The following is a 20,221-nucleotide window of genomic DNA, read 5'->3' as shown; positions in this document are numbered from 1 at the left end:
GGGGGCGGGTCCGGGGAGAGGGCACGGGCCTCGGGTGCTGCCCTGATAACCTCGCCTGAACGTTCGTGCCCTCCCCCCGGGCCCATTCCTCCAGATGCCACGCCGGGGCCTGCCCCGCACCGGCGCCCGCCGCTCACTCGGCGGCCACATCCAGCGGCGGCGCCACCGCAGGGGATGGCGGCGCCGGGCGGCGGCGATCCGCGAAGAAGCGCTGCAGGCGGTTCATGTACAGATAGACTACCGGCGTGGTGTAGAGCGTCAGTACCTGGCTCACCAGCAGGCCGCCGACGATGGCGAAGCCGAGCGGGCGGCGCAGCTCCGATCCGGTGCCGGTGCCCAGCATCAGCGGCAGGCCGCCGAGCAGCGCCGCCATGGTGGTCATCATGATCGGCCGGAAGCGGATGAGACAGGCCTGGTAGATGGACTCCTCCGGCGCCATCCCCTCCTCCCGCTCCCGGGCCAGCGCGAAGTCGATCATCATGATGGCGTTCTTCTTGACGATGCCGATGAGAAGAAGAATGCCGATGAGCGCGATCACGCTCAGGTCGTAGCCGAAGAGATAGAGGATCAAGAGCGCCCCGACCCCCGCCGACGGCAGGCTCGACAGGATGGTGAGCGGGTGGATGTAGCTCTCGTAGAGCACCCCCAGGATGATGTAGACGGCGATGATGGCGGCGAGGATCAGGTAGGGCTGGCTGCGCAGGGACTCCTGGAACGCCTGCGCCGTGCCCTGAAAGGTGCCGATCAGCGTTGCCGGCATGCCCATGTCGCGCTCGGCCTGCTTGATGGCGTCCACCGCCTGCCCCAGCGCAGTGCCGGAGCTGAGGTTGAAGCTCAGCGTCACCGCCGGGAACTGGCCCTGGTGAGAGATGGAGAGATAGGCGGACTTCGCCGTATCCACCTTCACGAAGGCCGAGAGCGGGATCTCCTCGCCCGTGCGCGGGGAGCGCACATAGAGCTTTTCCAGCGCGCTCGGGTCGGTCTGGAGCGCGGGGTCCACCTCCAGGATCACGTGGTACTGGGACAGCTGCGTGAAATACTGCGCCACCTGCCGCTGGCCGAAGGCGTCATAGAGCGTGTCGTCGATCACCTGGGGCAGGATGCCGAAGCGCGCGGCGGTGTCCCGGTCGATGGTCAGGGAGACCGTGGGCGCATTGGTCTGCTGGTCGGTGGCCACGTCCTGCAGCTGCGGCAGGGCGCGGAGCTTGGCGAGCATGCGCGGACCCCAGGCGTTCAGCTCATCGAGGTTGGCGTCCTGCAGCGTGTATTGATACTGGGTACGCGAGGGACGGCCGCCCACGTTGATGTCCTGCGATGCCTGGAGGAACAGGGCGATGCCCTCCACCTTGGCAAGCTCAGGCCGCAGCCGGGTGATGACTTGGTCGGCGCTTGCGTCCCGCTCATTGCGCGGCTTCAGAGTGATCCAGACACGACCGGTATTCACGGTCTGCGAGCCGCCGGTGGCACCCGCCGCGCCGGACACAGCCTCCACCGCCGGATCGCGCGCCACCACCGCCATCAGCGCCATCTGCTTCTGCGTCATGGCGGCGAAGGAGATGTCCTGCGCCGCCTCGGAGAAGCCCTGGATGAAGCCGGTGTCCTGCTGCGGGAAGAAACCCTTGGGGATCACCACATAGAGATAGCCGGTGGCGGCCATGGTGACGAACAGGCTCATCAGGGTCGCGAACTGGTGCTTCAGCACCCATTTCAGGCCGGTGTCGTAAACCTTGAGCATGCCGTCGAAGAAGGCCTCCGCCGCCATGTAGGCGCGGCCGTGCTTCACCCCGTGGTCGTTCTTCAGGAACAGCGCGCACATCATGGGCGTGAGGGTGAGCGAGACCACCACCGACACCAGGATGGTGATGGTCACCGTCACCGCGAACTCCCGCAGCAGCCGCCCGACGATTCCGCCCATCATCAGCACCGGGATGAACACCGCCACCAGCGACAGGCTGATGGAGATGATGGTGAAGCCGATCTCCCCCGACCCCTTCAGCGCCGCCTGAAGGGGCGGCAGGCCCTCCTCGATATGGCGGTAGACGTTCTCCAGCATGACGATGGCGTCATCCACCACGAACCCCACCGCAATGGTCAGGCCCATGAGGGACAGGTTGTCGATGCTGTAGCCCAGCACATACATGACCGCGAACGTGCCGATCAGCGCCATGGGCACCGTGACGGAGGGGATCACCGTCGCCCACAGGTTGCGCAGGAACACGAAGATCACCCCCACCACCAGCGCGATGGTGAGCAGCATGGTGAACTGCACATCCTCCACCGAGGCCCGGATGGTCTGGGTGCGGTCGGCGATGATCTCCACCTTGATGCCCGGCGGCAGCGCCGCCTCAAGGCGCGGGATCATGGCGCGCACCCGGTCCACGGTCTCGATCACGTTGGCGCCCGGCTGCTTGAACACGATGAGCTGGATGCCGCGCTTGCCGTTCTGCCACGAGGCGAGGCGCGCATTCTCGGGGCCGTCCACGGCCCGGCCGATGTCGCGGATGCGCACCGGCGCGCCGTTGCGATAGGCCACCACCACCTCGTTCCAGGGCATGGCGGCGAGGAGTTGGTCGTCGGCATAGATGGTGAAGCTCTGGGCCGCGCCGTCGAAACTGCCCTTGGGCTGGTCCACGGTGGCGGCGGCGAGCACGGCGCGCACGTCCTCAAGGCTCATGCCGAGGGCCGCGATCTTGGACGGATCTACCTGCACGCGCACCGCCGGCTTCTGCTCGCCGGTGATGGCCACCTGCGCGATGCCGGCGATCTGGCTGATCTGCTGCGCCAGGATGGTGTCGGCGGCATCGTCGAGCTTGGTCAGGGGGTAGAGGTCCGACTGCACCGACAGGATCAGGATCGGCGCATCCGCCGGATTGACCTTGCGGAATGTGGGTGGGCTGGGCAGGTTCTTGGGCAGCTGGCCCGCGGCCGCGTTGATGGCCGACTGTACGTCCTGCGCCGCCGCGTCGATGTTGCGGCTGAGGTCGAACTGGACGGTGATGGACGAGACGCCGAGCGCACTCGTGGAGGTCATCTGGGTGACGCCTGAAATCTGGCTGAACTGCCGCTCCAGCGGCGTGGAGACGGACGACGCCATGGTCTCGGGGCTCGCGCCCGGCAGGCTCGCCGACACCTGGATAGTGGGAAAGTCCACCTGCGGCAGCGGCGCCACCGGCAACATCAGGTAGGCCACCGCGCCGACGAGGACGAGGGCCGCCATCAGCAGCGTGGTGGCGATGGGGCGATGGATAAAGGGGGCGGAGATGTTCATGCCGGGCTCTCCGCATTGGCGCTGGTGAGCGTGCCGCCGCCGGGTGCGCCGCCGGTTCCGGTGCCGGGGGTTCCCGCCGGCGCCTGACGGACCGAGACCCGGGCGCCGGGCGTCAGCTTGTACTGGCCGTCCACCACCACCCGGTCGCCGGCGGCGAGGCCCGCTTCGAGGAAGGAGACGCCGTCTCGGGTGCCGCCCACCTTCACCGGGCGCTGCTCCACGGTGTCGTCCGCCTTCACGCGATAGACGTAGAACCCGTCCGGGCTGCGCTGGATCGCCTGCGCGGGAACCGTCGCCACCGCGTGGCGGGTGTCCACCAGCACCTTCACGTTGACGAAGGCGCCGGGCCAGAGCTTGAGGTCGTCGTTGGAGAACAGCGCCTTGAGGCGCAGGGTGCCGGTATCGGAGCTGATCTGGTTGTCGATCAGCTGGATCTGGCCTTGGCCCATCTGCGTGGTGCCGTCCCGCTTCAGGGCGATCACCTCGACCGGCCCGCGCGCCATGGCCTCGCGCACGTCCTCAAGACGATCCTGCGGCAGGGCGAACAGCACGGCGACGGGCTTCACCTGGGTGATCACCACCAGCCCGCCGGTATCGGAGGCGTGGACGATGTTGCCCTGGTCCACGAGGCGCACGCCGGTGCGCCCGGAAATGGGAGCGCGGATGGTGGCGTAGTCGAGCTGCACCTGCGCGTTGTCGATGGCGGCCTGGTCGCCCTCCACCGCCGCCTGGTACTGGGCCACGAGCGCCGACTGGGTATCGAGCTGCTGCTGGGATGCGGCCTGCTTGGGAACGAGGGTCTTGTAGCGCTCGAAATCCATCTTGGCGTTGGCGAGCAGGGCCTCGTCCTTGGCCTTGGCCGCCTTGGCCTGGTTGAGTGCCGCCGTGAACGGGCGCGGGTCGATCTGGGCGAGCAGGTCGCCCGCCTTCACGTCCTGCCCCTCGGTGAAGGCGACCTTCTGCAGTTCGCCATCGACGCGCACCTTCACCACGATGGTGTTGGAGGCCTGCACCGTGCCGATGCCGAGGGCGTAGATGGGCACGTCCTGAAGCCTGACGGTGTCCGCCACCACCGGAATGGGCGGGGCGGCAGCCTTCGCCTTGGGGGCGTCCGGGCCAGGTGTCAGCAGCCCGAGATGCCATGCGAAGGCACCGGCGAGGATCACTGCCGGCGTCACGATCCATAAGACAGGCCGCATCAGGCTCTTGCGCTCCAGTGGTCGATGGGCCTTTCAACCCGCGCGCGGCCGGAACCCTGCGGCCCCGCGGCCAGGCTCACGGGACTGTGATCGCATCGGCGGACAACGGGGACCGCAGGGTTTCCCCACCGTGCGGGTTCAAAGGACCAAACCCGCAGAACGCTGCCGGCCTCCGGCGCCGCTGCGGAAGACGCCGGGCGGACAACCGGCATGGGACGGGGCGGCCGATTGAGGGAGGGCGCACCATGGTGGCATGCTGCGGGGATGGGAGGCGGGTTCGAATACGCCCATGCGCGAGGCGAGCGACGAGGACCTCATGGCGTGCGTGGCCACGGCCGACGCGGCAGCCTTCCGGACGCTCTGTGACCGCCATGTGGCGCGCGCCGCCGGCTTCGCCCGGCGCTTCGTGGGCGATGCGCAGGACGCCGAGGACATCGCCCAGGAGGCCCTGCTGCGGGTCTGGCGCGCCGCGCCCCGCTGGCGCCCGACGGCGGCCTTCGGCACGTGGTTCTACCGCATCGTGGTCAATCTCTGCCTCAACCACCGGCGCAGGACCCGCTTCCTGCCCCTCGACGGGACCGACGAGGCCGCCGACCCGGCGCCGGACGCCCTCGCGCGCATGGAGCGCCGGGAGGATGACCTTGGGCTTTGGGCCGCGGTCGCCGATTTGCCCGAGCGGCAGCGCGCAGCCATCCTGCTCACCTATTGGGAGGGTCACTCGAATGCGCGCGTGGCGGACATCCTCGGCACCTCGGTTTCCGGGGTGGAAACCCTGCTGGTCCGGGCGCGGCGCAGCCTGCGCGGCCGCCTCGGGCCGCACCAGAACGGAGTGTGAGGCATGACGCGCGCGGAACTCGAACGGCTGATCGCCCGCCACGGCGCGGATCGCGCCTTCTGGCCCGCCGGCATCCGGCAGGAGGCCGAACGGCTGGCGCGGCGGGACCCGGCGGCGCGCGCGCTCCTCGCTGAGAGCGACGCCCTCCACGCCCGCTTGGTCGCTGCCACCCGGAGCCCCCCGCAGGATACGGCGAGCGGACGGCGGGTCATGGATGCCCTGTTCGCCGCGCCGCTGCCGCCCCAGGACCAGCGAGGCCCGGCGGGCTGGCTGCCCTCCTGGCTGCCCTCTTGGCTGGTGTCGCTGGACCTCGCCCCGGCATGGTCCAGCATCGCGCTGTTGGCGGGCATGGCACTGCTGGGCTTCGTGATCGGCACCGGCACGAGCGGCTTCGGCCTGATGCCCGGCGAGCTTCACGCGCCGCAGTTTTCCGGCGGCGACGTAAGTACCATCGTGTTCGAGCCCGACCCGCTGGGGGAGGACGTTCTGTGAGCCTTGAACGGCGCTCCCTCATGGCCATGCCGTCGCAGCGCGTGCTGCTGGTGGCCTCCCTCGCGCTCAACCTGTTCTTCGCCGGCGCGGCGGTAGCGGTGGCGCTCCACCGCATGCACGGCCCGCCGCCGGCCGTGCGAAGCCAGACGGTGCACATCGACCGCCTCGCCGCCACCCTGCCGGCGGCGGACGCCGCGGTGCTGCGCGCCCGCTTCGGCGAAATCGCCGGCAGCCTCGCCGCCGCCGAGCAGGCCTCCCGCCTGGCGCAGGACAAGGCCCGCAGCGCCATTTCGGCGACGCCGTTCGACAAAAGCGCGGGCGATCAGGCGTTCGTCGAGCTGCGGGCCGCGCGGCGGGCGGTCTGGCTCATCGTCCACAAGGCCATTCTCGATGCAGCCAAGGACATGTCCCAGGAGGGCCGCGACCAGCTCGCGACCTGGGTGCCCCCCGGATCCACCCGCACGGGTGGCACCACGGAACAGACTAGGCCGCCGGCATCCAAGGGCGGCGAATGACATGGCATGGCGCACCGAAAGGGTTCGTCAGGGGCAGGTGTCTTGAGACGGCATGGTCACGCCCCTCAACCGGCCTCACGGCTCCATATGGGCCACGCCCATCTTTGAGAGCAGCGTCAGGTTGTCCTCGATGTGCCAGTTGTCGGTGATGCGCCCGTCCGTGACCTTGATGAGGTCGGTGGCGATGAAGTCGATGGGCTGGCCTTCGCCCTTCACCTTGCCGAGCGTGCCGGTGAAATGCCCGGTAAACTCCATGTGCACCGTCACATAGTCATCGGCGACGATCATCTTGCGGACCTTTACCCCCAGATCCGGCAACGCCGTCCGGAACTGGGCGGACGCGAATGCGGGTCCCTGCGGCCCCTGGGGACGGCCGGGCGGCAGGGTGTGATCGGTGAAACTCGGGGCGATGGCCGCCTTCAGGAGGGCTTCGTCGCCGGTGTTCCAAAAGTCGTAGAAGGCCATCGCGGCCTTCACCGTGGCGTCGCGCTGGGAGGCCGGAACGGCGGTGGACACGACGACTTCGTCAACCTTCACCTCCCTCGCGAATGCGGGGGCCGGGAGAAGCCCGGCAATGACGGCAGCCGCAAGCAGTTCACGCATCTTGATGTCTCCTTCAGGGGTGGGCCGGGACGGCACCGTCGCGAAAGACCAGCTCCAGCAGGATGCCGGCCGGCGTCCGGACAAAGAGGCGCCGCTCGCCAAGCTCGGGCAGGTCCATGCGCGAATAGGCAACCCCCAGCCCTTCCAGCTTCTGGCGAAACGCCTCGTAGCCGGTCAGGCGGAACGCCACATGGTCGATGGCTTCGCCCCGTCGATCCACCGGGCCGGGTCCACCGGGGATGAGGTGCACCACCGGTTCGTCTCCGGCGTAGAGCCAGTAGCCCGGAAACGGGAAGTCGGGTCGGGGACCGGGCCTCAAAGGCAGGAGGGCCTCCAGGAAGGCCCGCGTGCCCTCGAGGTCGTGGGTGCGCAGGGTGACATGGTCCAGCATGCCGCCCTCACGCGATGGTCCCGCCGCCATCGACCGTGACGGTCGTGCCGGTGACGAACGGGTTGGTGGCGACGAAGAGGATCGCCTGGGCGACATCCTCCGGCCGCCCCACCCGACGGGCCGGCAGACGCTCGGCGGTGCGGGCGAACATGGCCGCGCGGTCGTCCGCCCGCATGCCCTGCCACAGCGGCGTGTCGATCAGGCCGGGCGAGACGGTGTTGACGCGCACCGGCGCCCGCTCGAGCGCCAAGCCGCGGGCGAGCGCCTCGATCGCGGCATTGATCGCGCCTTGCAGCACCGCGCCCGCGCTCGGCCGGTGGGAGAGGAAGCCGGACACGAAGGTGATTGAGCCCCCCTCCGCCACCCGCGCCGCGCGGGCGATGCGGTACGCCCCCCAGAACTTGCTCTCCATGGAGGCCTTCGCGGCCTCCAGCGGCAGGCCGGAGACTGGGCCGCTCTTGGTCGCCGCAGCCGCGATGGCGACATGGTCGAAGGCCGGCGCCTCCGCGAAGACGCGTTCGATGGCGCCGTCGTCGAGAATGTCGAGGGCCACGGCCGCGCCGCCGGTCCCGGACGCGACGGCGTCCAGCTTCGGCCCCGGCCGGCCGGCGGCGAACACACGGGCGCCGGCATCAGCGAAGGCCCGCGCGGTGGCCGCGCCGATGCCTCCGCCCGCGCCAACGATCAGAACGCGCTTACCTGTCAGGTCGAGTGCCATGATGAGACCTCCTGTCCCGGCCTCCTGGCTGCCGCAGCCGGCAGGTGGGAGGGGAAATCCAATTCGTTATGAGGGCAATGTGCGCCGTTGCATTAGAATGGATAAGAGATCACTTATACGAGTCATTATCGTACTTAAGTTGAGAGCTGGCGGTGCTGGACGACCTGAATGAGCTGAAGACGTTCCGGGCGATCCTGGCCGAGGGCAGCCTCTCGGCCGCCGCGCGGCGGCTCGGCGTCACTCTCGCGGTGGTGAGCAAGCGGCTGGCGACGCTGGAGGACCGGGCCGGCGCGCGCCTCATACATCGCACCACCCGCGCGCTCAGCCCCACCGAGGAGGGCGCGCGCCTCCTGATCGACGTGGAGCGCGCGCTGGAGGCCATCGAGGCGGGCGAGGAGCGGCTGGCGAGCGGTCGGGTCGAGCCCTCTGGAACGCTGAGGGTCAGCGCGCCCATCGCCTTCGGCCGGCGCTGCGTGGCGCCGGTGCTTGCCCAACTGGCCACGCGCCATGCCCGGCTCGCCGTCGCTCTGGAGCTCGACGACCGGGTGGTGGATCTGGTGGGAGAAGGGTTCGACGTGGCGATCCGGATCGGCACGCCCGCCGACAGCTCGGCCATGATGCGCAAGCTCGCCGACAACCGGCGCATCCTGGTCGCCGCGCCGGCCTATCTCGACCGGGAGGGTCGCCCGGCGACGCCGGAAGAGGCGGCAGGCCATGCGTTCCTGCGCTACGGACGCGGCACCGACCCGTGGCGGCTGCGAGGACCGGACGGGACAACGGCCAGCCTCGCCGCGGCGGCGCGCTTGCGCGTCGACGATGGCGACGTGGTGCACGACTGGGCGCTCGCCGGCCTCGGCATCATGCTCAAGTCCGAGGTGGATGTGGCCCAGGACCTCGCCGCCGGACGGCTCGCCCGCGTGCTGCCCGACTGGGATGGCGGCGACGCGCCCATTCTCGCGCTCTATCCCAGCGCCCGGCATGTGCCGCTGAAGACTCGCGTGCTGCTGGACGCGCTCGCCGCCCACCTCGCCACCATCATGGCCGGGGAAAGCCGCCGGCCCGCGGCGCCCTTGCCCGTCACTGAAGTGCTCTAGGCGGGGTGGACGGATTTGATGAGGATAAAGCTCAAGGCGAGGGCGACGATGGCAGCGAAGCCGCATTCGGTCTTTTCGCAGCGCAGGGCGACGCGCTTGAATCGCTTGAGCTTTCCGAAGCACTGCTCGATACGGGCGCGGCCCCGGTAAAGCACCTTCGGAAGAAGGTCGACCGCTCCGTCGCGTTGGCTTTGAAAGGGATAGCCGGCGCGGTGCGGCGGGCGCGTGCGATGGCCCGGTTGGCCTCGGCGTCATAGCCATTGTCAGCGAGGGCCGCGCGCGGCGTGATGTCGGGACCCAGATCCAGCAGCCGCTTGAAGATCGTGCTGTCGCCGGCCTCACCAGCGGTCAGGTGGAAGGCGATCGGCAGGCCTTCGGTATCGACCAAGGCATGGATCTTCGTCGTCAGGCCGCCCCGCGAGCGACCCATGCAACCGGATCGGTCGTCTTTTTGTGGGCGTTGGCGGCGTGCTGGTGCACGCGGATGCTGGAACGATCGATCATCTGGATGTTACCGTCATAAGCCTTTGACACGGCGTCCAGAAGGCGGTCCCAGACGCCCACCTTGCGCCAGCGGTTGAAGCGGTTCACGCAGGTCGTGTGCGGGCCGTAGCGCTCGGGGACGTCGGCCCAAGGTGCGCCGGTCCGCAGCCGCCAGAAAATTCCGTTCCGAACACGTCGGTCGCCCACCTGGGGCACGCCGCGCGGCTTAATCGGCAAAAGCGGCTGGATCACAGACCACTCGAAATCCGTCAGATCAAAGCGTGCCATGTCATCCTCCATAAGGAGAAATGAATCAGCCTTCGACCCAAAAAGGGAATCCGCTTTATGGGCCTGCCGCCTAACGCCCCCGCCGCCATAGAAGCCGCTCCGCCTGCGGGCGGTGAGGCTGGTGCGGCGGTCGCGCGCGTCAGCCGGGGCGGGAGGGGTATCGCGAGAGGGGTCGCATTGGATCAGATCAAGCTGGCCGTGGTATCAGGGCGTCGGCTCGATTAAGAAGAGCTCCCAACCCCATCCGATGGCTCCCGTTCGACGCCTGACGACCGTACCAGATAGGCGGAACCAAGCCCGTGCCCTTCATGACGACAAACCCGGCGCTCGCCCGCGCCTTGGCCGAGCGGGACTACAACGACCCGACGCCGGTGCAGCTTGCCGTGCTCGCCCCCGAGGCGTCGGGGCGCGACCTTCTCGTGTCCGCGCAGACCGGCTCGGGCAAGACCGTGGCCTATGGCCTCGCCATGGCCGACACGCTGCTGGGCACGGAAGAGCGCTTCGGACCCGCCACGGCGCCGCAGGCGCTGGTGGTGGCTCCCACCCGGGAACTGGCCCTTCAGGTCCAGCGCGAGTTCGAGTGGCTTTATGCGGCGACAGGCGCGCGCATCGTCTCCTGCGTCGGCGGCATGGACCCGCGCCAAGAACAGCGCGCGCTCAGCCGGGGCGCGCACATGGTGGTCGGCACCCCCGGCCGCCTGCGCGACCATCTGGAACGCGGCCGGCTCGACATTTCCGCCGTGCGGGTGGTGGTGCTGGATGAAGCCGACGAAATGCTCGACCTCGGCTTCCGCGAGGATCTCCAGTTCATTCTCGACGCCACGCCTCCAGAGCGGCGCAGCCTGCTGTTCTCAGCGACGCTGCCGCGCGGCATCACCATGCTGGCCAAACGCTACCAGCGCGAGGCCCTGCGCATCGAGGTTGCGAGCGCCGAGGGCGGCCACGCCGACATCGAATACCGCGCCATGCGCGTGGTGCCGAAGGAGATCGAGCACGCCGTCGTCAACGTGCTGCGCTTTTATGATGCGCCGAGCGCCATCGTGTTCTGCAACACTCGCGAAACGGTGCGCCACCTGCACGCGACCCTGCAGGAGCGGCAGTTTTCCGCCGTCGCCCTGTCCGGCGAGCTGAGCCAGAACGAGCGCAATTCGGCGCTCCAGGCCCTGCGCGACGGCCGGGCGCGGGTCTGCGTGGCCACCGACGTGGCCGCGCGTGGCATCGATTTGCCGAGCCTCGGCCTCGTCATCCATGCCGACCTGCCGAACGACGCGGAAAGCCTCCAGCATCGCAGCGGCCGCACCGGGCGAGCCGGCCGCAAGGGCGTCAGCGTGTTGCTGGTGCCACCGTTCCGCCGCCGCCGCACCGAAGACATGCTGCGGGGCATGGGCCTGACCCCGGCCTGGTCGGGGCCGCCCACCGCCGACGAGATCCGCAAGCTCGACCACGAGCGCATGCTGCGTGACCCCCTCCTCACCGACGAGCCGAGCGAGGAGGATGCCGCCGTTGCCCGCGCGCTGCTGGAACAGCAGCCGGCCGAGCATCTGGTGGCGGCGCTGGTGCGCCTGTATCGCGCCGGCCTGCCGTCCCCGGAAGAGGTGGCCGACCCCGGCGAGCCGCGCGGCCGCGACCGTGCCGCCGCGCGCGGCCTCGGCGGGCCTGCGGGCGCGGGGGGCGGGGCGTGGTTCCGGCTCAATATCGGGCGCCGCAACAAGGCGGACCCGCGCTGGCTGCTGCCGCTGATCTGCCGGCGCGGGAACGTGACCCGCGACGATATCGGCGCCATCCGCATCTTCGACGAGGAAACCGCCTTCGAGGTCAGCGCCGCCGCCCTTGACCGCTTCAGCACGTCGGCGCGCAAGTCGGACGGCTCGGACGTGGTCATCGAGCCGCTGCCCGGTGGCGCGCCGTCGAGCCGTCCCGAACGGCCGGCGCCACGCTGGAAGGGGCCCCAAGACAAGCCCGGATATGACAAGCCGGGGCAGGACCGGCCGGGCCGTGGCAAGCCGTTCCGCGACAAGGCCGGACCGGGCAAGGGCGGGAAGCCACCAAGCCGAGGCCCTGCGGATCGCGGTCCGGGTACCTTCGCGGGCAAGCCGGCAGGAAAGAAGCCGCGCCGCCCCTGATCGCGCCTCCGACGCGGGAGCGGACCTGCATCGGCCAGCCTGAGGGCGGCCCCCGAAAGGGGCTGCTCCGGAGGCCGCTTGCGCTTGATCTCTTGCGTTGCAGCACGACATGCTCTAGCAAGCGCCCCCTTCCGCATCCCGCATCCTGCACGGAGGGCCCATGACCGCCTGCGGCCTCGATTTCGGCACCTCCAATACCACCCTCGGCTTCATCGGCGCGAACGGTCCACGTCTTGCACCCCTGGAGGGCGCGGCCGATACGCTGCCGAGCGCCATCTTCTTTCCGCGCACCGGCGAGCCCATGGTGGGCCGCGCGGCCATGGCGGCCTATGTGTCGGGCGAGCAAGGCCGGCTGATGCGCGCCCTGAAATCGGTGCTCGGCACGGCGCTGGTGGATGAGACCACGTCCGTCGGCCGGCTGCGGCTCAGCTTCCGGGCGGTGATCGCGGCGTTTCTCGGCGCGGTGAAGGCTCAGGGCGAGGCGGCGGCCGGAGGTCGGCTTGATCAGGTGGTGCTCGGCCGGCCGGTGCATTTCGTCGATGGCGACGCGGCCGGCGACATGCGGGCGCAGGACGTGCTGGGCGCCATTGCCCGCGAGATCGGCTTTGCCGACCTGTCGTTCCAGTTCGAGCCCATCGCGGCGAGCCTCGATTACGAGCGGCAGGTGGCGGGCGAGGAATTGGCGCTGATCGCCGACATCGGCGGCGGCACTTCGGACTTTTCCATCGTGCGCATCGCGCGCGGGCATGCGAACCAGGCCGACCGTGCGTCCGACATCCTGGCCAACGAGGGCGTGCGCGTGGGCGGCACGGATTTCGACCGCCAACTCTCCCTGTCCATGGTCATGCCGCTGCTCGGCCATGGCAGCCCGCTGAAGCGCAAGGGACTGTCCATGCCGGTGGGCATCTATCAGGATCTTGCCACCTGGTCCTCCATCAACAGGCTGTATGACGGGAAGACCGCCCGCTCCATCCGCGAGCTGGAACGCGACGCCGAGCGGCCCCAGCTGGTGTCGCGTCTGGCGCGGGCGGTGGAGGACGAGCGTGGCCACAGCCTCGCCCTCGACGTGGAGACCGCGAAGATCCGCGTGGCGGAGGCGGGCGCGACCGTGCTCGATCTCGCGGTGCTGGAAGCGGGCCTGTCCGTGGGCATCGCCCATGAGGACCTGGTGCGGCACACCGGCCTGCTGGCGGATCGCATCGCCGGGCGGATCGCCTCCTGCCTCGCCACGGCGGGCCTGAAGGCCGACGACATCGACGCCCTGTTCCTGACGGGCGGCTCCACCCGCCTCAGCCATGTGCGCGCAGCCATCTGCACCTGCGTGCCGCAGGCCCGGGTGATCGAGGGCGACACCTTCGGCTCCGTCGGCACCGGCCTCGCCATCGAGGCCAGCCGGCGCTACGGCTAGCTGGGAGCCTGGCCGAGAGATCGAGGCCCTCGCGCACCGTGTCCCGAACGAAAAGCACCTGGTGACCCGACGGCACGAAATCATGCACCGAAGCCGGCAGAGGCCAGCTTTGGTCAACATCCCACGAGCGAAACGTCTTGGCCATGTGCCAATGAATCAAGAGATGACGCCCCCGTCGATCCCATGACTCGGACAGGATCCTAGCCGACGGCGACGGCGCGGACCGTGGGCTCCTCCTCCGCGTCAGGACTGACGGCCTCGATGCCCACGGACATACCCTTGAATTCCGCGTCCCCATAGATGGTGGCGAATGCCGCGTCGGCGGCATCGCGGCCGACGCCGATCCGCACCAGCCCCTGCAGGGCGGCTTGCCGGGTGGCGTCGAACAGATACCATTCGCCGCCGAGATAGGCTTCGAACACCGCATGGAAATCCGGCGGGTCCAACTGCCAGGCGTAGCCGCTGGCAAAGCGTGCGGGGATGTTGAGGGCGCGGCAGAAGGCGATGCCCAGATGGGCGAAATCCCGGCATACGCCGGCGCGCAACACCATGGTGTCATAAGCGGAGGTCTGGGCGTCGCTGGAACCGCGTTCATAGTCCACGTGATCGTGGATCCAGCTGCAGATGGCGTTCACCCGGTTGTGGCCGGGCTCCAGCTCGCCGAACTCGCGGCGGGCGAACCGACCCAAGAGGTCGGACTGGCAGAAGCGGCTGGGGTTGAGATAGGGCAGGATGTCCAACGGCAGCTCGCCCACCGGCACCTCGCTGATGCCGGCCGGCTCCTTCTCGATCATGTTCACTTCCACTTCGCCGGCGTAGGCCACGCTGAAGGGACCCGGATTTGCGATCACCCTCAGGAAGCGGCTGCCGCCTTCATCCTCGGCGAAACGCTCGATGGCGTAGCCCGGCGTCAGCTGCAGCCGCTCGGAGATGATGCGCTGCCGGCGCAAGGCGGCGGCCTCGACATTAAGAATGAACACGGTGGGAGACTTCACCTCGTATTCGAGGCGGGATTGGACGGCGAAGCGCATTTTTGCCCCCGTTGGTCCGCGCGCGGACGGCGCGAGGAAGACTCCGCACGAGGCGCTTTGTTCCAGCGATCATCATACGCAGCCGAAGGCGTGGGTTTCGCCGCACCCGCAACCTTCTCGCGTAAACCGTGACCTGCGCCTTCCGTCCCGCGCAGGCGCTGGCTATGATGGCCGCCATGCTGCAAAGCAGCATCCGGGTGGACGACGCAGGCTGGGAAGGCCAGGAATGGGGAAACTCTTCAGCGCGCACGGCGCGGCACGCTGGCTTTCGTTCTTCGCCGGGTGGGTGATTCTCGGGCGCATTGGCGCCATCGACCTCGCCGCCGGCCTCATCATATCCGCCCTTGCCGCGGCCCTTAGCCTGCATCTGCTGCCACCCGTGCGCCTCAACCCACGGGCAATGCCGGCCTATGCCGCCCGCTTCTTCGCCGGCTCGCTGCGCGCCGGGTGGGATGTGGCGTGGCGCGTTGCCGCCCGTCCGCCTCAGGTGAACCCCGGGGTGCTGGTGGTGCCGTGCGCCGTGCCGCAAGGCCTTGCGCGGGATGCGTTTCGGGCGCTCGCCAGCCTCCAGCCGGGCACGCTGCCCCTCCCCGGACGGGGGCCGGACCTTAGGGTCCACTGCCTCGACATGGACGCCCCGGTCGTCGCGGCGCTGGATGCGGATGCGAGCGCCTTCCTCGCCGTGGTGGATGCGCCGCATCATGGCTGACCTGCTCTTCGCTGCGGCGACGCTGCTTCTGCTTTTGGCCGCCGCCGGTCTCGCGGCCCTGTGGCGGGCCGGCAACGATGTGGATCGCATGCTCGCCGTCCAGCTTCTCGGCGCGGCAGGCATCGCCGTGCTGCTGCTGCTGACGCCGGCCACGGGGGATCCATCTCTGCTCGATACCGCACTGCTGCTGGCCCTGCTCGCCGCGCTGGCGGCCTGCGCCTATCGCGCCGCCTTCGGCCCGGTGCGTCCAAAGGCGGGGACGCCCCCGGCGGTGCCGCGGCCATGAGCCTGATCGCGGACGCCTTCACCCTCGTGTTCATCGCGGCGGGCATCGGCTTCTTCGCCGCCGGAACCCTCGGCCTCGTGCGCCTGCCGGGGACGCTGTCGCGCATCCACGCCCTCACCAAGGCGGACAATGTGGGCCTCGCCCTCATCGTGATCGGCCTGTTGCCGCAGGCGGCGAGCATGCTGGATGCCGCCAAGATGGTGGCGGTCTGGCTACTGGCCCAGCTCGCCTCCGGCGCGGTGGCGCAGGTCATGGCGGAAGCCACGCTGGCGGAAGCGAAGGACGCCGCAGACGCATCCGCTCCGGGGGAGGACAGCCGGTGAGCCTCGTGTTCGATGCCGTGCTCTGCCTCCTGCTGCTGGCCGGCGCGCTCTGCGTGGTGGCCACCGGCGCGGCGCGGCCGGCGGTGATTGCGTTCATCGGCTACGGGCTGCTGCTCGGCCTTGCCTGGGTGCGCCTTGCCGCCGTGGATGTGGCGCTGACCGAAATCGCCATAGGCAGCGGCATTTCCGGCGTGGTGCTGCTGCGCTGCGTCCGCGCCCTGCCAGCGGCGCCGAGCATGCCGGCACCGAACCGCACCCTGCGGCCGCTCGCGGCTGTCGTCTCCATCGGCATCGCGGTGGCGCTCGGGGCGGCGGTACTCGCCCTCCCGGAGCCGGCGCCCACGCGTGCCGCCGACGTGGCCGCTGCCCTGCCCGCCACCGATCTGGGCAATCCGGTCACCGGGGTGCTCCTCGTCTTCCGCGCCCTCGACACGCTGCTGGAGAAGGTGGTGCTGCTGTTGTCCCTGGTGGGCGTGTGGGCCCTGTCGCGCGATCCGGCCTGTCGGGGGCGGCCGGATCCCCTGTCGGCGGAACCGGCGCCTGCACCTTCCGCCTTCCTCGCCCGGGTGCTGGCGCCCATTGGGGTGCTGGTGGGGCTCTATCTGCTGTGGGCCGGCGCCGACCATCCCGGCGGCGCATTCCAGAGTGGGGCGGTGCTCGCCGCCATGGGTCTGCTGCTGGTCATGGGCGACCAGATCCGCATCCCGGCGACGCAAAACCGGGGCCTGCGGCTGATGCTGCTGGCCGGGCCTTTCGGCTTCCTGGCGGTTGGCTTTGCCGGCTGGGCGACGGCGGGCGTTTTCCTGGGTTATCCGCCGGGGGCGGAGAAAGCGGTCATCATCGCCGTGGAAGTGGCCATCACGATATCCATCGCCGTCACCCTCGCCCTCATCGTGCTCGGCCCCCCGGCCGGAGAGGAGCGCTCGTGACCGGCGCCCATCTCTTCGGCCTCGCCGGAGCGGCCCTCGTGGGCTGCGGTGTCTATGGGCTGCTGACGGCGCCCGGCGCCCTCGGCCGCATCCTCGCCTTCAACATCCTCGGCGGAGGGGTCTTCCTGATTTTCGGCGTGGTGGCGCGACGGGGCGCGGCGGCCGGGTTCGGCGCTGATCCGGTACCGCAGGCGCTGGTGATCACCGGCATCGTGGTCGCCTTCTGCGCCACCGCCCTCGCCGCAGCCCTGCTGGTGCGGCTCTCCGCCGTTCAGGCCGAGACCGCGCGCGACGGTGAGCGGGAGAAGGAGAGGTGAGCGCCCTTCTCGTCCTCGCGATCACGGCGCCGCTCCTTGGCCTCGTGCCCCTCCTCCTCCTCGGGCCGCGCACCGGCGAACGCGCCGCGCTGGGGATGCTCGCCGTCAATGTGGCCATCACCGCCGGCATCGCCGAGCGGGTGGCGCAGGGCGGGCGGGCGCTGGGCTATTTCGTCGGCGGCTTTGCGCCGCCGCTCGGCGTCGGGCTGCGAGCGGACGGCTTCTCCGCCGCCATGATGCTGATGGCGGCGCTGGTGCTGCTCTTCACCGGCCTGTTCGCCATGACCGGGCCGGGCGACATGACGCGCAAGGTGAAGGCGCGCGGCTCGGCCGGCATGCCGGCCACCTTCTTCATCCTGCTGCTGTCGCTGGCGTGCGCACTCAACCTCGCCTTCCTCGCGCAGGACCTCTTCACCCTCTATGTGGCGCTGGAGCTTCTCACCTTCGCCGCCGTGCCCCTGGTCTGCCTCGAAGGCAAGGCGGGGCAGCTTTCGGCGGCGCTCACCTACCTGCTGTTCGCCCTGTTCGGCTCGGTGCTCTACCTGCTGGGCGTGGTGCTGATCTACGGGCTGTTCGGCACGCTGGACATCGCCCACCTCGCGGGCCTGATGGCGCACGGAGCGGGTGGCTGGACCGCCGCCGCGGCCCTCGCCCTGATGAGCGCGGGGCTGATGGCCAAGGCTGCCCTGTTCCCGCTCCACCTCTGGCTGCCGCCCGCCCATTCCGGCGCGCCGCCGGCGGCGAGCGCGGTGCTCTCCGCCGTGGTCATCAAGGCGCCGCTGTTCCTTCTGGTGCGGCTCTGGTCGGACCTTGCGCCCTTGCCTTTGACCCAGCTGGCGGGCCCGGTCTTCGCAATCTGTGGCGCGGCGGCCATCGTGTTCTGCGGGGTGGTGGCGCTGGCGCAGGAGCGGCTGAAGCTGCTCATCGCCTATTCCACGGCGGCGCAGATCGGCTACCTGTGCCTCATGTTCCCCCTCGCCGCCTCTGGCGATGGGCCATGGAGCGCACTGGCCTGGACCGGCGGCACGCTGCACCTCGTCTCCCATGCCTTGTCCAAGGCTGCCATGTTCCTCGCCGCCGGGCTGATCGCGGAGACAATGGGCCATGACCGGCTGTCCGGATTGGGGGGTGTCGGCCGGCTGGCGCCGGTGAGCGTCGCCGCCTTCGGCCTCGGCGGCCTCTCGCTCATGGGATTGCCGCCGTCGGGCGGGTTCGTGGCCAAGGTGATGCTGCTGACCTCGGCCCTGCAGCAAGGCTCGTGGTGGATCGCCACCGTCGTGCTCGTGGGCGGGCTGCTGGCGGGCGGCTATGTGCTGCGGGTGGTGGTGATCGCCCTGCAGCATCCCGATAGCGACCTGCCCGATGCCCGGGAATGCCGCTGGCGGGCGCTGATCGCCCTCGCCCTCGCTTTCGGGGCCATGCTGGTGGGCTTCATGCCGCTCGCGCCCCTGCCCTTCCTGGATATCGGCCGCCCCCTGACCTGGACGGGAGTGATGCCATGACCGGCGACACCCTGTCCCCGCCGCTCGATCTCTCCGCCCTCGCGCCAGCCATGCCGGCTTTGTCCGAGGCCTTGTTGGTGGTGGCGATTGCGCTGCCGCTGGTGCTGGCCTTCGTCGCGCTGGTGCCGGCGGTGCGCCGCGCCCTGCCCAATCTTCTGGTCTTGGTCCCGCTTCCGGCGCTTATCGCAGCCCTGACGGTGCCGCGGGGGCTTTCGGTGCTGGTGGCGCCCGATCCCTTCCGCTTCACCCTCGCCCTCGATGCGCCGGGCGCGCTGCTGCTCGGCGGGGCCTCCCTGTTGTGGATGACGGCCGGCGCCTACGCCATGGCCTATCTGCGCAAGGACCCATCGCGGCAGGCCTTCATCGTCTGGTGGCTGCTCACCATGGCGGGATCCTTCGCCGTGTTCCTGGTGGCGGATGTGGCGAGCTTCTATCTCGCCTATGCCCTGGTGAGTTTTTCCGCCTATGGCCTTGCCGCCCATGACGATACCCTTGAGGCCCGGCGCGCCGGTTCGCTCTACCTCGCCCTGACCGTGCTCGGCGAAGCACTGCTGATCGCCGCCTTCGTCATGCTCGCCTCCGGCGCGGCCGACGCCAATCCGCAGATCCGCGACGCGGTGGCCCTGCTGCCCGCCTCGCCGTGGAAGACCCCGGTGCTGGTGCTGATCCTCCTCGGCTTCATCCTGAAGATGGGCCTGTTCCCCCTGCATGTGTGGATGCCGCTGGCCCATTCCGTGGCGCCGGTGCCCGGATCGGCGGTGCTCTCCGGCGTGGTGGTGAAGGCCGGGGTCATCGGCCTTCTGCGCTTCCTACCGGAAGGCGTGCCCCTGCCCGGCTGGGGCGCGGTGCTGTGCGGCGCCGGCCTGTTCACGGCCTATTACGGGGTCGCCGTGGGCCTCACCCAGACCCATCCCAAGCGCGCCCTCGCCTATTCCACCGTCAGCCAGATGGGCGTGGTGGCGGCGGTGATCGGCACCGGCATCCTGAACGGGACGGCGGGCACCTTCACCATCGCCGCCTTCTATGCGGCGAACCACATGCTGTTGAAGGGCGCCATGTTCCTCGCGGTGGGGGTAGCCATGGCCTCCTCACCCAAGCGGGCCTGGGCGGTGGCGGCGGTCGCCGGCGTGCTGGGCCTGAGCCTTGCCGGCCTGCCGCTGACCGGCGGCGCCATGGCGAAATACGCCATCAAGCTCATCGTTCCCGACGGTGTGGCGGGAACGCTGCTCACGCTTTCCGCCGCCGGCAGCACTCTGCTGATGGCGCGCTACGCGCTGCTGGTGGCCCGCAGCGGTACTGAAGGCAAGCCGCCGCGCGGCCTCGTGGTGCCCGCGCTGACCCTCGCCGTTCTTGCGCTGGTGCTGCCTTTCGTCCTGTTCGAGGCGGTGACGGGCCTGCCGGCATCGGCCGCCTTCACGCCCGCGGCGCTCCTGAAGGGGCTGTGGCCCGTGGCGCTCGGCCTCGGGCTTGCGGCGCTCCTGGCCTGGAAGGCGCCGCGCGTGCCGGAGGTGCCGGCCGGCGACATCCTCTACGCCCTCGGCTTTCTGGGCGCTGCGGGCCGGGCGATCATGGGCGGTGCGGTGGCGGCCGACGATGTGCTGCGCCGCTGGCCGGTCGCCGCCCTCGCCCTGCTGGGGGTCGCCGCCCTGCTCGTGGCCACGCTGACCTTCGCCGCCGTGCCTTTATAGCAAGGCTCGCCCATGGCAG

At 69.9% G+C, this 20,221-nt stretch carries 19 protein-coding genes and 2 pseudogenes; 13 read left to right on the top strand and 8 right to left on the bottom strand.

Annotation, left to right across the window (positions count from 1 at the left end; translation table 11 throughout):
- Window positions 1–133: 133 nt before the first annotated feature.
- Together FZ033_RS08385 and FZ033_RS08380 are read right to left on the bottom strand one after the other, a co-directional pair.
- On the bottom strand, window positions 134–3,268 hold the full coding sequence (locus FZ033_RS08385) for a multidrug efflux RND transporter permease subunit (RefSeq protein WP_149575695.1): 3,135 nt from the start codon (window positions 3,266–3,268) through the stop codon (window positions 134–136).
- Window positions 3,265–4,467, bottom strand: coding sequence for an efflux RND transporter periplasmic adaptor subunit (locus tag FZ033_RS08380; RefSeq protein ID WP_149575694.1), 1,203 nt, complete (start codon window positions 4,465–4,467; stop codon window positions 3,265–3,267). The genes FZ033_RS08385 and FZ033_RS08380 overlap by 4 nt, the downstream gene beginning before the upstream one ends.
- A 289-nt stretch (window positions 4,468–4,756) precedes the next feature.
- On the opposite strand from FZ033_RS08380, the gene FZ033_RS08375 reads away from it, so the two are divergent.
- Genes FZ033_RS08375 through FZ033_RS08370 form a run of 3 tightly spaced genes read left to right on the top strand, consistent with a single transcriptional unit; the run spans window position 4,757 to window position 6,309 of the window.
- Window positions 4,757–5,302, top strand: a complete 546-nt coding sequence (locus tag FZ033_RS08375; protein ID WP_149575693.1) for a sigma-70 family RNA polymerase sigma factor — start codon at window positions 4,757–4,759, stop codon at window positions 5,300–5,302.
- 3 nt (window positions 5,303–5,305) lie between these two features.
- Window positions 5,306–5,794, top strand: coding sequence for a hypothetical protein (locus FZ033_RS23995; RefSeq protein WP_188079381.1), 489 nt, complete (start codon window positions 5,306–5,308; stop codon window positions 5,792–5,794).
- Complete coding sequence (locus FZ033_RS08370) at window positions 5,791–6,309, top strand: periplasmic heavy metal sensor (protein ID WP_188079380.1); 519 nt, start codon at window positions 5,791–5,793, stop codon at window positions 6,307–6,309. Before FZ033_RS23995 ends, FZ033_RS08370 begins: the two co-directional genes overlap by 4 nt.
- Before the next feature lie 75 nt (window positions 6,310–6,384).
- Here FZ033_RS08370 and FZ033_RS08365 read toward each other — a convergent pair whose 3' ends face one another.
- Genes FZ033_RS08365 through FZ033_RS08355 form a run of 3 tightly spaced genes read right to left on the bottom strand, consistent with a single transcriptional unit; the run spans window position 6,385 to window position 8,021 of the window.
- A complete protein-coding gene (locus FZ033_RS08365; protein WP_149575691.1) occupies window positions 6,385–6,912 on the bottom strand; it encodes an ester cyclase in 528 nt (175 codons plus the stop codon).
- A 13-nt stretch (window positions 6,913–6,925) separates the two neighbouring features.
- Entirely contained in the window at window positions 6,926–7,303 is a 378-nt protein-coding gene (locus tag FZ033_RS08360; protein WP_149575690.1) for a VOC family protein, read from the bottom strand.
- A gap of 7 nt (window positions 7,304–7,310) precedes the next feature.
- A complete protein-coding gene (locus tag FZ033_RS08355) occupies window positions 7,311–8,021 on the bottom strand; it encodes an SDR family oxidoreductase (RefSeq protein ID WP_149575689.1) in 711 nt (236 codons plus the stop codon).
- A gap of 152 nt (window positions 8,022–8,173) precedes the next feature.
- Between FZ033_RS08355 and FZ033_RS08350 the strand changes: the two genes are divergently transcribed.
- Window positions 8,174–9,115, top strand: coding sequence for a LysR family transcriptional regulator (locus FZ033_RS08350; protein WP_149575688.1), 942 nt, complete (start codon window positions 8,174–8,176; stop codon window positions 9,113–9,115).
- On the opposite strand, the pseudogene FZ033_RS08345 reads toward FZ033_RS08350, so the two are convergent.
- Window positions 9,112–9,886 (bottom strand): annotated as a pseudogene (locus FZ033_RS08345) (IS5 family transposase). The gene FZ033_RS08350 and the pseudogene FZ033_RS08345 overlap by 4 nt on opposite strands.
- Before the next feature lie 308 nt (window positions 9,887–10,194).
- Between FZ033_RS08345 and FZ033_RS08340 the strand changes: the two are divergent.
- Together FZ033_RS08340 and FZ033_RS08335 are read left to right on the top strand one after the other, a co-directional pair.
- Window positions 10,195–12,009: a DEAD/DEAH box helicase gene (locus FZ033_RS08340; RefSeq protein WP_188079379.1), complete on the top strand. Its 1,815-nt coding sequence runs from the start codon at window positions 10,195–10,197 to the stop codon at window positions 12,007–12,009.
- 160 nt (window positions 12,010–12,169) lie between these two features.
- Window positions 12,170–13,417, top strand: coding sequence for an Hsp70 family protein (locus FZ033_RS08335; RefSeq protein ID WP_149575686.1), 1,248 nt, complete (start codon window positions 12,170–12,172; stop codon window positions 13,415–13,417).
- Here the strand turns inward: FZ033_RS08335 and FZ033_RS08330 are convergent.
- Together FZ033_RS08330 and FZ033_RS08325 are read right to left on the bottom strand one after the other, a co-directional pair.
- A pseudogene (locus FZ033_RS08330) lies at window positions 13,395–13,562 on the bottom strand (IS5/IS1182 family transposase); the annotation flags it as partial. The gene FZ033_RS08335 and the pseudogene FZ033_RS08330 overlap by 23 nt on opposite strands.
- Before the next feature lie 55 nt (window positions 13,563–13,617).
- On the bottom strand, window positions 13,618–14,448 hold the full coding sequence (locus FZ033_RS08325; protein ID WP_232847382.1) for a transglutaminase-like domain-containing protein: 831 nt from the start codon (window positions 14,446–14,448) through the stop codon (window positions 13,618–13,620).
- Between the two features lie 226 nt (window positions 14,449–14,674).
- Between FZ033_RS08325 and FZ033_RS08320 the strand changes: the two genes are divergently transcribed.
- The 7 genes from FZ033_RS08320 to FZ033_RS08290 are packed head-to-tail and all read left to right on the top strand — an operon-like array spanning window position 14,675 to window position 20,202.
- On the top strand, window positions 14,675–15,157 hold the full coding sequence (locus tag FZ033_RS08320; RefSeq protein WP_149575684.1) for a Na+/H+ antiporter subunit E: 483 nt from the start codon (window positions 14,675–14,677) through the stop codon (window positions 15,155–15,157).
- Entirely contained in the window at window positions 15,150–15,443 is a 294-nt protein-coding gene (locus tag FZ033_RS08315; RefSeq protein WP_149575683.1) for a monovalent cation/H+ antiporter complex subunit F, read from the top strand. The genes FZ033_RS08320 and FZ033_RS08315 overlap by 8 nt, the downstream gene beginning before the upstream one ends.
- Window positions 15,440–15,766, top strand: a complete 327-nt coding sequence (locus FZ033_RS08310) for a monovalent cation/H(+) antiporter subunit G (protein ID WP_149575682.1) — start codon at window positions 15,440–15,442, stop codon at window positions 15,764–15,766. The genes FZ033_RS08315 and FZ033_RS08310 overlap by 4 nt, the downstream gene beginning before the upstream one ends.
- Window positions 15,763–16,695, top strand: a complete 933-nt coding sequence (locus FZ033_RS08305) for a hydrogenase subunit MbhD domain-containing protein (RefSeq protein WP_149575681.1) — start codon at window positions 15,763–15,765, stop codon at window positions 16,693–16,695. The genes FZ033_RS08310 and FZ033_RS08305 overlap by 4 nt, the downstream gene beginning before the upstream one ends.
- Complete coding sequence (locus FZ033_RS08300) at window positions 16,692–17,012, top strand: NADH-quinone oxidoreductase subunit K (RefSeq protein WP_149575680.1); 321 nt, start codon at window positions 16,692–16,694, stop codon at window positions 17,010–17,012. The genes FZ033_RS08305 and FZ033_RS08300 overlap by 4 nt, the downstream gene beginning before the upstream one ends.
- Entirely contained in the window at window positions 17,009–18,514 is a 1,506-nt protein-coding gene (locus tag FZ033_RS08295; RefSeq protein WP_149575679.1) for a complex I subunit 5 family protein, read from the top strand. Before FZ033_RS08300 ends, FZ033_RS08295 begins: the two co-directional genes overlap by 4 nt.
- Complete coding sequence (locus FZ033_RS08290) at window positions 18,511–20,202, top strand: complex I subunit 5 family protein (RefSeq protein ID WP_149575678.1); 1,692 nt, start codon at window positions 18,511–18,513, stop codon at window positions 20,200–20,202. Before FZ033_RS08295 ends, FZ033_RS08290 begins: the two co-directional genes overlap by 4 nt.
- The last annotated feature ends 19 nt before the right edge of the window (window positions 20,203–20,221 follow it).

Origin of the sequence: Xanthobacter oligotrophicus (genome assembly GCF_008364685.1) — a bacterium.
In the GTDB taxonomy this organism is placed as follows: domain Bacteria; phylum Pseudomonadota; class Alphaproteobacteria; order Rhizobiales; family Xanthobacteraceae; genus Xanthobacter; species Xanthobacter oligotrophicus.
This window is presented reverse-complemented; position numbering and strand designations above follow the sequence as displayed.